This is a genomic window from Caballeronia sp. LZ062 (genome assembly GCF_031450785.1).
Classification (GTDB): Bacteria; Pseudomonadota; Gammaproteobacteria; order Burkholderiales; family Burkholderiaceae; genus Caballeronia.
In genome coordinates this window covers 2,584,095-2,597,004 of the sequence record NZ_JARTWB010000002.1, presented here as the reverse complement: position 1 = coordinate 2,597,004, position 12,910 = coordinate 2,584,095, and the positions used below count along the sequence as shown (strand labels likewise).

The following is a 12,910-nucleotide window of genomic DNA, read 5'->3' as shown; positions in this document are numbered from 1 at the left end:
TGCGTTCCTTAAGAAAACCGGGAGAACGCGGGCGGCTGGCATCAGTGACGAGCCGCCACGCAGTCGAGAATTCGATGGAGTGCACGGCGCGGGGTTCCGCCTGGCCGAATGGCTCGAAGCGAACGGCGCCGCGCGCGCGCCTTCGCGATGAGCGGGCGCGTCGAGTTCAGTTTAGGGCGCGGCGGCATTTATCAAGTGCGGGTGTGTTGCGCGCGCGAAAAGCAAAAAGGCACACGATTCACGTGTGCCTTTTGCGAGTGCGAGCGCCCGACAAAGCGGATTTTCGCGGCGGCGAGTTCCCCGTTGCGGGCGGTCCCGCACCGTTCGCCGCGCGGTCCCCGCTTTAGTCGCCGAAGAGCTTCTGGCGCAATTCGCGGCGCTCTTGCGCTTCTAGCGAGAGCGTGGCCGTGGGCCGTGCGAGCAGGCGCGGAATGCCGATCGGCTCGCCGGTTTCTTCGCACCAGCCATAGTCGCCGGACTCGATGCGCGCGAGAGACTGCTGCACCTTCTTCAGGAGCTTGCGTTCGCGGTCGCGCGTGCGCAGTTCCAGTGCATGTTCTTCCTCGATGGTCGCGCGGTCCGCCGGATCCGGCACGATCACCGTTTCCCGCAGATTTTCGGTCGTCTGGCCGGCATTCTTGAGAATGTCCGCTTGCAACTGCTCGAGCCGGTTCTTGAAGAAGGCGAGCTGTTCCTCGTTCATGTAGTCCTTCTCGCTCATCTTCAGGATTTCGGCTTCGGTCAAGAGTTTCGTTGTCATCTGCTTGCTTCTTCAATGTAAGGCGATGTCTTCGCAACGCCCGCACTTGCGTTGCCCGCATACATGCAGCGTTTTGGCGTCACGCGACACTCGATGCGGGGCCGAACTCCTCTGGAAACCGATATTGGCTGCTCCGAAAACGCCCGCCTCGTTGGCCCTCGCGGCCTATCAGCAGATCGTCCGCCGGGGCATCCGTTTTAACATCCGACGGCCAATTTCCGTACACCCCCTGCGCCGAACGGATTCGCCCTTCTCCAGTGGGGCTGTATTGTAACTGAACCGCAATTTCCGACGATAACCGAGGAAAACCCTGTCGAAAGCCGCCGGAATTTCAAAAATATAACGCCTGAACACGCAAAAAGCGACGGCGCTTGGTGGGCGCGACTACATTTCAGCGACGATATTCGTCCACGAAAAACGCCGCCGGCGAGAGTCGCGGGCGGCGCTTGCGTTCAAATCGTCTTCGCATCGACGTTGCATCCGCCGTTTCGCGCGCTTGGCGCAGATAAGCGAAATGCGTGCCGCGCTTGACCGTCGCAGTTACTTCACCAGGCAGGCGTCGAGACCGTCGGTGATCAGATCCTTCGGCAGCTCGATTCCGATGAACACCATCTTGCTGTTCTTCTTCTCGATCGGCATCCATTTGGCGGCGAGATCGCTGCCCATCATCTGATGCACGCCCTGGAACACGACCTTGCGATCGACGCCCTTCATATACAGCACGCCCTTGTAGCGCAAAAGGCGCTCGCCATAAATCTGCAAAATGCCGCCGAGGAAGTCTTCGAGACGGTTCGGGTCGAACGGCTTGTCGCTGCGATACACGAACGACTTGATCTTGTCGTCGTGGTGCGCGTGATGATGATGATGCTCGTGATCGTGGCTGTGATCGTGACCGCACGTGGCGTGGTCGTGATCGTCATGCGCGTGGTCATGCGCGTGATCGTGGTCATGATCGTGGTCGTCTTCCGCGAGGAAGTCCGGGTCGATCTCCAGCTTCGAGTTCAGGTTGAAGCCGCGCAGATCGAAGATTTCCTTGATGTCCGCGTCGCCGAAATTCACGACCTTGATCGCCGCGCGCGGGTTCATGTGCAGCAGTCGATGCTTCAGTGCTTCCAACGCGTCCGCATCCACGAGATCGGATTTCGTGATGAACAGCCGATCCGCGAAACCGACTTGCCGCTGCACCACTTCGTGCTGGTCGAGCTGCGCGTTCGCGTGCTTGGCATCGACGAGCGTGATGATCGCGTCGAGCAGGAATTCGTCGGCGACCGTGTTATCCATGAAAAACGTCTGCGCGACCGGACCCGGATTCGCGAGACCCGTGGTTTCGATCACCACGCGGTCGAAGTCGAGCGTGCCCGCCTTCTTGCGGTTCGCGAGGTCTTCCAGCGCGCGCGCCAGATCGCCGCGAATCGTGCAGCAGATGCAGCCGTTGCTCATCTGGATGATCTGCTCGTTCGTCTCCTGCACGAGAATTTCGTTGTCGATATTCTCTTCGCCGAACTCGTTCTCGATCACGGCGATCTTCATGCCGTGCTTCTCGTTCAGAATGCGCTTGAGCAGCGTGGTTTTGCCGCTGCCCAGAAAGCCGGTCAGGATGGTTACGGGAATCATGGTGTCGCCTGTTTCCTTGTCAGTGTTCGGAGTCGCGCGGCCGTTGGGTGGCGCAGTGAATCGGATATTGAAACATATTCGCCGCGCCGGTGCTTTGCGTTAGGACTGGGTCGCAGCCAGATAAGGCCGCTTACGCGATTTGCAACAGCAGGCCCTTCAGGTACTCGCCTTCGGGGAACGCCGTGAGCAGCGGGTGATCGACGCCCGCACCCAGGCGCTTCAGGATGCGCGCATCGACGCGCGCATCGGCCGCCGCGCCCGCGACGATCTTCTGAAACAAATCCGCATCGATCGCGCCCGAACACGAGTACGTGAACAGCAGCCCGCCCGGACGCAGCAGCTTGAAGCCGCTCAGATTGATGTCCTTGTACGCACGCGCGGCGCGGTCCACGGTTTCGCGCGACGGCGCGAACTTCGGCGGATCGAGCACGATCAGGTCGAAACGCTGTCCTTCGTCGTACAAACGGCGCAGCGTCTTGAAGGCGTCGGCGTCGAGCCATTCGGCCTTTTCCGCGTCGAAACCGTTGGCCTTCACGTTCTCACGCGCGAGCGCGAGCGCCTCGCCGGACGAATCCACGGACACCACGCGCGCAGCGCCGCCCTTCAACGCCGCAAGCGAAAAGCCGCCCGTATAGCAGAAGCAGTTCAGCACGTCCCGGCCTTGCGCGTTCTGCTGCACGAGCACGCGGTTGTCGCGCTGATCGACGTAGAAACCGGTCTTGTGGCCGTGCTTCACGTCGACGTGATAGCGCACGCCGCATTCGTTCGTGATGAGCGTGTCCGGCGGCGGATCGCCCGCGAGCACGCCGGTCGTCTGTTCAAGCCCTTCCTTCTGGCGAATGGATACGTCGGAGCGTTCGTAGACGTTCGGACAGCCGGTCGCGGCGATGAGCGCATCGACGATGGCCGCCTTCCACGCCTCGACGCCCGTCGCCATGAACTGACAGACGAGCTGCGCGTGCGAGCCTTGATCGGCGACGTAGTAATCGACGATCAGACCCGGCAAGCCGTCCGCTTCGCCGAAGACGAGGCGCGTCGCGCCGGTATCGCGGACCATCGTCTGCCGATGCGCGACCGCCCGCTGCACGCGCCGCTTGAAGAACGCGTGATCGACGGGTTCGGCTTCGTCGAACGTCCAGACGCGGGCGCGAATCTGCGAATGCGGGCTGTATGACGCGCGCGCGAGGAAGCGGCCGTCCGCGGCGCGCACGGTGACGGTCGCGCCGGGCGCGGGATTGCCGTCGATGCGCGCGATGGCGTTCGCGTAAATCCACGGATGGCGGCGAACGAGCGACTTGTCCTTCGCCGGTTTAAGCGTGATGGTGTTCATTGCGATGAGGGTAGCGGCGCGCGTGGCGCTGCGGTGTTAATCGCGCTTCTTCGCGCGCGGATGCGCCGAGTCGTAGACGCGAGCAAGGTGCTGAAAGTCCAGCGACGTGTAGATCTGCGTCGCGGTGATGCTCGCATGGCCGAGCAGTTCCTGCACCGCGCGCAGGTCGCCGCTCGACTGCAAAACGTGCGTGGCGAACGAATGCCGCAACACGTGCGGATGCACGTTCGCCGGAATGCCCGCGAGCAGCGCCAAGCGCTTGACGCGCTCGCGCACCACGCCCGGCGACATGCGGTTGCCGCGCACGGAAAGGAAGAGCGCGTGCGGATCGAGCTTAACGAATTCGCCGCGCACGTCGATCCACGCGCGCAGCGCATCGATCGCCTTGCTGCCCACCGGCACCTTGCGCATCCGCTTGCCTTTGCCGAGCACGGTGACTTCGGCGGCGGTGAGATCGAGCCAGCCGGCGGACTGATGGTCCTTCGTATCGACGTGGCGGACATCGAGCCCGACCAGTTCCGACAACCGCAGCCCCGACGAATAGAACAGTTCCAGCATGGCGTGGTCGCGCAACGCTTCGGTGGTGTCGGCGCGTGGCGCGTCCATCAAAGCCATTGCGTCGTCCACGGAAAGCGCCTTCGGCAGCGTCTTTTCGCGCTTCGGCGCGCGCACCGTCGCCACGGGATTCGCGGGCATCTCGACGCGTTCGGCGAGCCAGCGGTAAAACGCCCGCCACGCCGACAGCCGATGCGCGATAGAGCGCGGTGACAGCCCCGCTGCGTGCGCGCGCACGACCGCGCCGCGCATGTCGGCGGCCGTCAGCGTTTCGAGCGCGCGGCCCTTGGCGAGCGCGCGCAGTTCGCCGAGTTCGTACGTGTAGCCGCGCAGCGTGTGTTCCGACAGACGCCGCTCGTGTTCGAGCATCGCGAGATAAGCGGCGATGTGATCGGCGGGTTCCATGTGTCGGCGCCTAGTTCGGCAGCAGGCGGCAGAGCGCCGCGCTCGCCAGCACGCCGATCTGCGCGAGGAAATCGGTCGCCATGCCGTCGTGAAAGCGGCGCGCGTCGGGCGAGCCCATGACGAGCAGGCCGAACGTGGGGGCATCCGGGCCGGCTTGCGGATCGCGCAGCGCGACGAGCGCAATGGACTGAATGCCGCGTTCGGCGGACGCGTCTTCAAGCGAGCCGCCGCTGGACGCCGAAGCCGAGTTCGCCACGCCCAGCCACTGCGCCGCGGCGAAGCCGCTGTTCGCGCCGCAATACGGCGCGTCGAGACTGCCCGCGAAAATGCGCACTTCCTCGCCGACGTGACGCGCGAAATCCGCCTGCCGGTACGCTTCATCGACGTCCCACATGCGCAGCGCGGCTTGCGGCACATCGAAGACTTCGCACAGTCCTTTGCTGATGGTGGACGGCAGCGCGTAGGGATCGCGCTGGCCGGTCACGCGCACGGTCCAGCGGTTGAATTTCGTGGCGATGCTGTCGTTTTCGTGGCCGTAGCGCAGCAGTTCGGCGAGCCGCCGTTCGAGTTGCTTGTTCTTGTCGCGCAGCATTTCCATCTGGCGTTCCTGCAACGACACGGCCGATTTGCCGTGCGGATTCGAAAGCCGGATGGTGCCGAGCAGTTCGGCGTGCTCGACGAAAAAATCGGGATTGTCGAGCAGATAGTCGGCGACTTCGCGTGGATTCATGTTTGCCTGATACGTTTGAATGCGTGGCCCAAGTCAGCCGATGTCCGACAGCTCGATTTCGCCTTCGAAGACCGTCGCGGCGGGTCCGGCCATGAAAAGCGCGGCGGATTCGTCGCGTGCGCCGTCCCAGCTGATCGTGAGCGTGCCGCCGTGCGTCTCGACGCGCACCGGCGATTCGAGCAAACCGCGCCGGATGCCCGCGGCCACCGCCGCGCATGCGCCCGTGCCGCAGGCGAGCGTCTCGCCCGCGCCGCGCTCGTAGACGCGCAGTTTGATCGAATGAGAATCGACGATTTGCATGAAGCCCGCGTTGACGCGCTCGGGAAAGCGCGCGTGGCGCTCGACGAGCGGCCCTTCGGCGAGCACGGGATACGCTTCAACATCGTCGACGACCTGCACCGCGTGCGGATTGCCCATCGACACGACGGACACCCAGCGCGTCGTTTCGTCGATATCGAGCGGCCAGAGCGTGTCGTTGCCCTCGCTGCGCCCGTCGAGTGCGCTGGCGTCGAACGGCACGCGCGGCGGATCGAACACTGGCGCGCCCATGTCGACGGTCACTTCACCGTTGTCCTGCATCGTCAGCGTGATAACGCCTTTCTGCACCTGCACGCGCACCGTCGAAGCAGCGGTCAGCCCGCGATCGCGTACGAACTTCACGAAACAGCGCGCGCCGTTGCCGCAATGCTCGACTTCCCCGCCATCGCAATTAAAGATGCGGTACTTGAAATCGACGCCATCGACGGTCGGCTTTTCGACCAGCAGCAGTTGATCCGCGCCCACGCCGAAATGACGGTCGGCGAGCGCGCGAACCTGCGCGGCGCTCAGATGGAGCGCCTGCGTGTAGCCGTCGAGCACGACGAAGTCGTTGCCCGCGCCCTGCATCTTGGTGAACTTGAGTTTCATGGCCGCTATTGTATGTGAGCCTCGGTGCGGCGTTTCGCGCCGCGCGGCTCAATAAAAATTCGCCTCGCCCGGCGGCCGCGTCTTGAAGCGCTTGTGAACCCAGTAATACTGCTCGGGAATGCGCGGAATCTGCTCTTCGAGAAAAGCGTTCATGCGGCGCGCGTCGGCTTCGTCGTCGCCGGTCGGGTAGTTCTCCCACGGCTCGAAGATCTTCAGCCGATAACCCTTGTAGTTCGGCAGCACTTCGCCGATGAACGGCACCACTTGCGCCTTGCCCGTCTTCGCGAGCCGGCCGACGGCGGTCAGCGTGCAGGTCGGAATGCCGAAGAACGGCACGAAGGTGGAATTGCGCATGCCGTAATCCATGTCCGCGCCGAGCATGACGGGCTTGCGGTCGCGCAGCCAGCGAAGCACGATGCGCGCGCTGTCCGCGCGGCTCGCCATGTCCGCGCCGAAGCGGGCGCGCTGCCGCTTCGCAATGTCTTCGACCTGCGGATTCGAGAACGGCTGATACAACGATCCGCATTGCCGGTGCAGCGAGTAGTTCAGAAAGATCGACCCGGCCTCGATGCCGACGAAGTGCAGGCCGAGGAAGAGCGTGGGCGGCAGATCGGGATCGCTGAGATCGACGGCGCTGTCCACTTCGATCAGCTTTTCCAGCTTCTTCGCCGATCCGAACCACTGCACGCTGCGCTCCACATAACTGCGAATGGCGTGGCGGAAGTGCATCTGCGCGACTTCCTCGCGACGCTCGGGCGACCATTCGGGAAAGCAAAGTTTGAGATTCGTATGCACGATGCGCTTGCGCCGGCTCGGAATCTGATACAGCAGCCAGCCGAGGCCGTCGCCGAAACGCGCGGTAATGCCGTAAGGAATGATCGCGAGAAACTTCAGAAAGCCAATGGCGAGCGACACGCCGATGCGCCCTAACATGAGGTGCTCCCGCGAACATACGGGCGGCGGCTACCAGCGGAGGATAAGCGCGGGACGAATGACAACAAGCGTTCGACTCTGTAAAAACACGGGAAACCGGTATAATAAGACCTTCGCCGAGTTAATGGACAACTTGCGGGGCGAAGCCGGCCTGAGCCAGATGCGTGCATCACGTGCACCGGGGTCAAGGACGGAGAAAGGACATCCGCTAAAGCGTCGCCGCTTCAGACTCCAAACGAAGTCGGCTACGTGAATCTCAACCGTACTCAATTGGAGTCTGAAGCGTGTCGAACGACTACCTGTTTACCTCCGAATCCGTTTCCGAAGGCCACCCGGACAAGGTCGCCGACCAAATCTCCGACGCCATTCTCGACGCCATCCTGACTCAGGACAAATACTCGCGCGTCGCGGCGGAAACCCTCTGCAATACCGGTCTCGTCGTCCTCGCGGGCGAAATCACGACCACTGCGAACGTCGATTACATCCAGATCGCGCGCGACACCATCAAGCGCATCGGCTACGACAACACGGACTACGGCATCGACTATCGCGGCTGCGCGGTGCTCGTCGCGTATGACAAGCAATCGCCGGATATCGCGCAAGGCGTGAACAAGGCGCACGACGACAATCTCGATCAAGGCGCGGGCGACCAGGGCCTCATGTTCGGTTACGCGTGCGACGAAACGCCGGAACTCATGCCGCTGCCGATCCACCTGTCGCACCGTCTCGTCGAGCGTCAGGCGAATCTGCGCCGTGACGGCCGTCTGCCGTGGCTGCGTCCGGACGCGAAGTCGCAAGTCACCGTGCGCTACGTGGACGGCAAGCCGCACTCCATCGACACCGTCGTGCTTTCGACGCAACACGCGCCGGACATCGAGCTGCCGCAACTGCGCGAAGCCGTGATCGAGGAAGTCATCAAGCCGACGCTGCCGAAGGAACTCATCAAGGGCGACATCAAGTTCCTGGTGAACCCGACGGGCCGGTTCGTGATCGGCGGCCCGCAAGGCGATTGCGGTCTGACGGGTCGCAAAATCATCGTCGATACGTACGGCGGCGCGGCGCCGCACGGCGGCGGCGCGTTCTCGGGCAAGGACCCGTCGAAGGTGGACCGCTCGGCCGCTTACGCGGGCCGTTATGTCGCGAAGAACGTGGTCGCGGCCGGTCTGGCATCGCGGTGCCTGATTCAGGTGTCGTATGCCATCGGCGTCGCGCGTCCGACTTCGGTGATGGTGAACACGTTCGGCACCGGCCGCGTGTCGGATGCCGAGATCACCAAGCTCGTGCTCGAACATTTCGATCTGCGTCCGAAGGGCATCATTCAGATGCTCGACCTGCTGCGCCCGATCTACGAAAAATCGGCGGCGTACGGTCACTTCGGCCGCGAAGAGCCGGAATTCTCGTGGGAAGCGGCAGACAAGGCGCTGTTGCTGGCCGAAGCTGCTGGCACGGAACCGGTGGTGCGCGTGGCGTAAGCTTCAGCGCAAAAGAAAAACGGCAGGCATTGCGCCTGCCGTTTTTTTTCGTCCGTTTTTGGCGAGAACGTCTCTTTCTAGCGCACCGCGAACGCGTACCAGCCCGCGCTGCTTGCCGATGTGCGACGCGGCCGGCGGCTCGTCAGCGCGGCGGCGCGCGGCTTGGGCGATGGCGCGCGCAACTGCATCGGGCGACGCAGCAGCGTTCTCAGCGAGACGTCGCGGGAGGCGGCGCGCGCGCGCAGATTCAGGAAGAAACCGCGAAACCAGGAGCGGATGCCATTGGCCGGATGCGCCGTGCTGGTCTGCGGCGCGAGCGCCTGGGTGCGGGCGGAATGATGCCGCAACGCGCGGATCATGCCGCGCCGGGCGGGCCGCGCGGCACGCGATGCAGCGCGTCGAAGCCCCTTAGCGATTCGGTGGTTCATGTCGGCGATAAGTTCGTCTGCGTGGTGGCAAGCTCGACGATAGTCGTCTCAAAATTGGCGTTCAAGGCTTCGATCCAACCTCGACTGCGAAGTTGCACCGAAACGATGCGGCCAATTTACCGGACGTGCGTGACTGTCGTAAGTCCGCGTTTTCCCTGCCGAAGTATTGAAGCAGACGCTTTATGGCGCGCTCTGTGCGCCAGACCGCAAGCGCCTCGGGCGACTCGCGCCGACTACAATAGCCGCATCGCCCAATTTCGCCCCAATTTCGGGTATTGCGCTGGCCACATGAGGCGATCCCGAGGCCGCGCCGAGGCTGAACCAACATGTCTGAACAAACGTCGCTGAAATCGAAGAACGATCAGGTGCAGGAGCTGCGCCAAATGGGCTTCGTCATCGTAAAAGGACTCCTGTCCGACGCGCGGTGCGATGCGCTGCGAGAAGTCGCCCAGCGGCAATTGGCGCAAGCCGCCGCGCCCGTCGAATACGAAGCGGACCTGAAGTATCCGGGCGCGCCTGAATCGAAGCACGCGCCCGGCGGACATACGGTGCGGCGGCTTCTCGACGCTTACGCGCGTCATCCGCTCTTCGCGGAGTTCGCGACTTCGCCGGAAGTGCGCGGCTGGATGGAACTCTATTTCGGCGAGACGCCGTATCTATCGCGCGCGCATCACAACTGCGTAATGACGAAGCATCCGGCGTACGGCAGCCTGACCGGCTGGCATCGCGATGTGCGCTACTGGGCGTTCGAGCGCGACGACCTGGTCTCGGCGTGGGTTGCGCTCGGCGATGAAACCGTCGAGAACGGCGCGCTGTGGTTCGTGCCGCGATCGCACAAGCTCGCGTTCACGTCGGACCGATTCGACGATGCTAAATTCTTCCGCGCCGATTTGCCGGAAAACACGGCGCTGATTCGCACGGCGGTTTCGCCCACGCTCGCGAAGGGCGATGTCGTGTTCTTTCACTGCAACACGCTGCATTCCGCGGGCAAGAATCTCACGGATCAGGTGAAATTCTCGCTCGTGTACACCTATCACGGCGCGAGCAACGCGGCGCTGCCGGCGACGCGTTCGGCGTCGAAGCCGGAAGTCGCGCTCGTCTGATCGTTCAGCGTTTCGAGGGCAGCGCGAGTCCGATCAGCCCCGCGAGCGACGCGACGATGCCGCCCGCGATCAGCCAGATCGTCTTGTTAGTCGGCGACCCCGTGAAGAAGCGCGAGACGTCGTTGCTGAGCGAGTGAAACGACTGTCCGCCGAAGTACAGAAGCACGATGCCGCCGACGAGCAGCGCAAGAGAAATCGCTCGGGTCATGAAGTGTCCTCGCGGGTTCTGAGATAGGGCGCGCCAGCTTACAAGGCGCGCGGCGAGGCGTCCAGTCAGGGCAGCGTCATGCAGCGACCGGCACGCGCGTCAGCGGCTGAATCTTACGCAGCAGGTCCGCTTGCACGCCGGGATGATCGCTTGCGCGCGTCCACACGCCCACGTTGAACTTCACGCCGGTATCGGTGTAATCGGTGACGGCGATCCACGGTGCCGACGCGCCGTCCTGAACGATGCGCGCATCGCCCGTCACGAGTCTGCGCAGTTCGGCCAGCACGCGCTCGACGTCCTGACCATGCTGCACGAGAAAATTCAGCACCACGCGCCGGTTTTCGTTCGCGCTGAAGTTCGTCACCGGGTTCGCCCAGATAATGCTGTTCGGCACGTACATGACGACGCCGTCGGCCTTCGTGAGCCGCGTCGTGAAGAGTCCGATCTCGTTGACCGTGCCCGCCGTCACGCCGATTCCTTCGATATAGTCGCCCACGCGGAACGGCCGCAGCAGCAGCAACATCAAACCGGCTGCGATGTTCTGCAGCGTGCCCTGCAGCGCGAGTCCGATGGCAAGCCCCGCCGCGCCAAGCACGGTCAGAATGCTCGCCGCCGCGATGCCGAACTTGCCGAGCGCCGCGACGATGGCGACCACGCGGATCGCCCACATCACGAGACTGGCGAGCACCGGCGTGAGCGTGGCATCGACGTTCGTGCGGTTGAGCGTACGCCGCAGCGCGTTCGCGACGATGTTCGAAATCCACCAGCCGACGGCGACGATCAGAATCGCCATCAGGATGTTGACGCCGTAGGTCAGCCCAAGCGTGAGCATGAAGTCGTAGGCGGGGCGCAATTTGTCGATTGAATTCATTGAATGCTCCTTTTGCGATGTGTCGTTGACGGGGCGGCGCGCAGGCGTTCCCGGATATCGGGATGCACGTGCGCGGCACTCGCGCCGCCGCCGATTGGCTTAACATGAACGGCTTTGGTCGATGCGCGAGCATAGTGCAGCGGCGTACTTCCACCGTCTTCACGATTGTCAAAGTTAGTCCAATTCCGTCACTCGAAAAGGAAAACCGTCATGGCTTACGAAGCAGCATCCGAGCGTTACTCCTCGCAGATGCAATACCGCACGTGCGGCAAGAGCGGCCTCAAGCTGCCGGCTCTGTCGCTCGGTCTTTGGCACAACTTCGGCGACACCACGCCTATTTCGACGCAGCGCGACATTCTGCGCACCGCATTCGACCTCGGCGTCACGCATTTCGATTTGGCGAACAATTACGGCCCGCCGTACGGCAGCGCGGAAACCAACTTCGGGCGTCTCTTCAAGGACGACTTCAAGCCGTATCGCGATGAACTGCTGATCTCGACGAAAGCCGGCTGGGACATGTGGCCGGGTCCGTACGGGCAGGGCGGCGGTTCGCGCAAATACGTGCTGGCGAGCCTCGATCAGAGCCTGAAGCGCATGGGCCTGGATTACGTCGACATTTTCTACTCGCATCGCTTCGACGCCGATACGCCGCTCGAAGAGACCGCCGGCGCGCTCGCGACGGCCGTGCATTCGGGCAAGGCGCTGTATGTCGGCATCTCGTCGTACTCGGCGGCCAAGACGCGCGAAATGGCGAGGCTGCTGGCAGAGCACAAAGTGCCGCTCTTGATCCATCAGCCGTCGTACAACATGCTGAACCGCTGGATCGAAGAAGAACTGCTCGATACGCTCGACGACATCGGCGCGGGCAGCATCGCGTTCACGCCGCTCGCGCAAGGGCTGCTCACGAGCAAGTATCTGAACGGCGTGCCGCAGGATGCGCGCGTCAACAAGCCGGGCGGCGGATCACTCAAGCAGGAACACTTGAGCCAGGAGAATCTGGAGCACGTGCGCAAGCTGAACGAACTGGCGCAGCGGCGCGGCCAAAGCCTCGCGCAGATGGCGCTTTCGTGGGCGTTGCGCGGCGGGCGCGTGACCTCGGTGCTGATCGGCGCGAGCCGCGCGGAGCAAGTCACGGAGAACGTCGGTGCGTTGAGTAATCTGGAGTTCAGCCAGGAAGAACTCGCCGAAATCGACCGGTACGCGCAGGAAGGCGGCATCAATCTGTGGGAAAAGCCGTCGACGGATCAGCGCATCTGAAGCGCCGCGCCCGCGCGCTGCGCTGCCTTCCGTCAGCAGGGTGATTCGGAAGCGGCGCGGCTTCGGTTGCTATCATCCGGGCTCGCGGTGCAATCGCTGCTTGCCGGCAGCGAGCGGCAGCGGGCGCGTTCGGCGGCGCGTGGCGGATGGTCACGCGCTGCTGGCGAACCGGCCCGAGGACGCCCGGCGGCTATCGCGTTAAAATGAGCGATTGCGCCCTTGCAACGCCCGGCTCAACGCTGCGGGCGCGGGCCTGCCGCAGACACGCTGCACTCAGCCGAAAGCTCGACGAACGTGGCGATTTGTCCGTTCGCGCGGCGTCCAGCGACCCGCGTTCC

The 12,910-nt window shown here is 63.4% G+C and carries 12 protein-coding genes and 1 pseudogene; 3 read left to right on the top strand and 10 right to left on the bottom strand.

The features are described 5' to 3' along the window. Nucleotides 1–343 precede the first annotated feature (343 nt). The 7 genes and pseudogenes from dksA to P9239_RS18165 form a co-directional block, all read right to left on the bottom strand. Entirely contained in the window at nt 344–760 is a 417-nt protein-coding gene (gene dksA / locus P9239_RS18195; protein ID WP_061122132.1) for an RNA polymerase-binding protein DksA, read from the bottom strand. 540 nt (nt 761–1,300) lie between these two features. Continuing rightward, a complete protein-coding gene (locus tag P9239_RS18190; RefSeq protein ID WP_309753353.1) occupies nt 1,301–2,374 on the bottom strand; it encodes a GTP-binding protein in 1,074 nt (357 codons plus the stop codon). Nucleotides 2,375–2,504: 130 nt separating this feature from the next. Then, the gene (locus P9239_RS18185; protein WP_309753351.1) at nt 2,505–3,704 is read right to left on the bottom strand and encodes a class I SAM-dependent rRNA methyltransferase; all 1,200 of its coding nucleotides are present in this window, start codon (nt 3,702–3,704) and stop codon (nt 2,505–2,507) included. 36 nt (nt 3,705–3,740) lie between these two features. Further along, entirely contained in the window at nt 3,741–4,664 is a 924-nt protein-coding gene (xerC, locus tag P9239_RS18180; RefSeq protein ID WP_309753349.1) for a tyrosine recombinase XerC, read from the bottom strand. A gap of 10 nt (nt 4,665–4,674) precedes the next feature. Further along, nucleotides 4,675–5,394, bottom strand: coding sequence for a DUF484 family protein (locus tag P9239_RS18175; RefSeq protein ID WP_309753347.1), 720 nt, complete (start codon nt 5,392–5,394; stop codon nt 4,675–4,677). A 33-nt stretch (nt 5,395–5,427) separates the two neighbouring features. Beyond that, entirely contained in the window at nt 5,428–6,300 is an 873-nt protein-coding gene (dapF, locus tag P9239_RS18170; protein WP_309753344.1) for a diaminopimelate epimerase, read from the bottom strand. A 48-nt stretch (nt 6,301–6,348) separates the two neighbouring features. Continuing rightward, nucleotides 6,349–7,242 (bottom strand): annotated as a pseudogene (locus P9239_RS18165) (lipid A biosynthesis lauroyl acyltransferase); the annotation flags it as partial. A 275-nt stretch (nt 7,243–7,517) separates the two neighbouring features. Here P9239_RS18165 and metK point away from each other — a divergent pair. Continuing rightward, entirely contained in the window at nt 7,518–8,705 is a 1,188-nt protein-coding gene (metK, locus tag P9239_RS18160) for a methionine adenosyltransferase (protein WP_244847574.1), read from the top strand. A gap of 77 nt (nt 8,706–8,782) precedes the next feature. Here the strand turns inward: metK and P9239_RS18155 are convergent, their stop codons facing one another. Beyond that, nucleotides 8,783–9,133, bottom strand: coding sequence for a hypothetical protein (locus tag P9239_RS18155; RefSeq protein WP_309753340.1), 351 nt, complete (start codon nt 9,131–9,133; stop codon nt 8,783–8,785). 326 nt (nt 9,134–9,459) lie between these two features. Here P9239_RS18155 and P9239_RS18150 point away from each other — a divergent pair, with 326 nt between their 5' ends. Continuing rightward, nucleotides 9,460–10,236, top strand: a complete 777-nt coding sequence (locus P9239_RS18150; RefSeq protein ID WP_309753338.1) for a phytanoyl-CoA dioxygenase family protein — start codon at nt 9,460–9,462, stop codon at nt 10,234–10,236. 4 nt (nt 10,237–10,240) lie between these two features. Here P9239_RS18150 and P9239_RS18145 read toward each other — a convergent pair whose 3' ends face one another. Together P9239_RS18145 and P9239_RS18140 are read right to left on the bottom strand one after the other, a co-directional pair. Further along, the gene (locus P9239_RS18145; protein ID WP_175938776.1) at nt 10,241–10,444 is read right to left on the bottom strand and encodes a DUF3185 family protein; all 204 of its coding nucleotides are present in this window, start codon (nt 10,442–10,444) and stop codon (nt 10,241–10,243) included. Nucleotides 10,445–10,520: 76 nt separating this feature from the next. Further along, nucleotides 10,521–11,315 (bottom strand): mechanosensitive ion channel domain-containing protein, encoded by a 795-nt coding sequence (locus P9239_RS18140; RefSeq protein WP_309753335.1) that lies wholly within the window; start codon nt 11,313–11,315, stop codon nt 10,521–10,523. Nucleotides 11,316–11,525: 210 nt separating this feature from the next. On the opposite strand from P9239_RS18140, the gene mgrA reads away from it, so the two are divergent. Continuing rightward, on the top strand, nt 11,526–12,572 hold the full coding sequence (mgrA, locus tag P9239_RS18135) for an L-glyceraldehyde 3-phosphate reductase (RefSeq protein ID WP_309753332.1): 1,047 nt from the start codon (nt 11,526–11,528) through the stop codon (nt 12,570–12,572). The last annotated feature ends 338 nt before the right edge of the window (nt 12,573–12,910 follow it).

Bases quoted from the DNA above. Each gene is read 5' to 3' on its own strand.
- dksA (WP_061122132.1), bottom strand. From the start codon at position 760: ATGACAACGAAACTCTTGACCGAAGCCGAAATCCTGAAGATGAGCGAG.
- P9239_RS18190 (WP_309753353.1), bottom strand. From the start codon at position 2,374: ATGATTCCCGTAACCATCCTGACCGGCTTTCTGGGCAGCGGCAAAACC.
- P9239_RS18185 (WP_309753351.1), bottom strand. From the start codon at position 3,704: ATGAACACCATCACGCTTAAACCGGCGAAGGACAAGTCGCTCGTTCGC.
- xerC (WP_309753349.1), bottom strand. From the start codon at position 4,664: ATGGAACCCGCCGATCACATCGCCGCTTATCTCGCGATGCTCGAACAC.
- P9239_RS18175 (WP_309753347.1), bottom strand. From the start codon at position 5,394: ATGAATCCACGCGAAGTCGCCGACTATCTGCTCGACAATCCCGATTTT.
- dapF (WP_309753344.1), bottom strand. From the start codon at position 6,300: ATGAAACTCAAGTTCACCAAGATGCAGGGCGCGGGCAACGACTTCGTC.
- P9239_RS18155 (WP_309753340.1), bottom strand. From the start codon at position 9,133: ATGAACCACCGAATCGCTAAGGGGCTTCGACGCGCTGCATCGCGTGCC.
- P9239_RS18150 (WP_309753338.1), top strand. From the start codon at position 9,460: ATGTCTGAACAAACGTCGCTGAAATCGAAGAACGATCAGGTGCAGGAG.
- P9239_RS18145 (WP_175938776.1), bottom strand. From the start codon at position 10,444: ATGACCCGAGCGATTTCTCTTGCGCTGCTCGTCGGCGGCATCGTGCTT.
- P9239_RS18140 (WP_309753335.1), bottom strand. From the start codon at position 11,315: ATGAATTCAATCGACAAATTGCGCCCCGCCTACGACTTCATGCTCACG.
- mgrA (WP_309753332.1), top strand. From the start codon at position 11,526: ATGGCTTACGAAGCAGCATCCGAGCGTTACTCCTCGCAGATGCAATAC.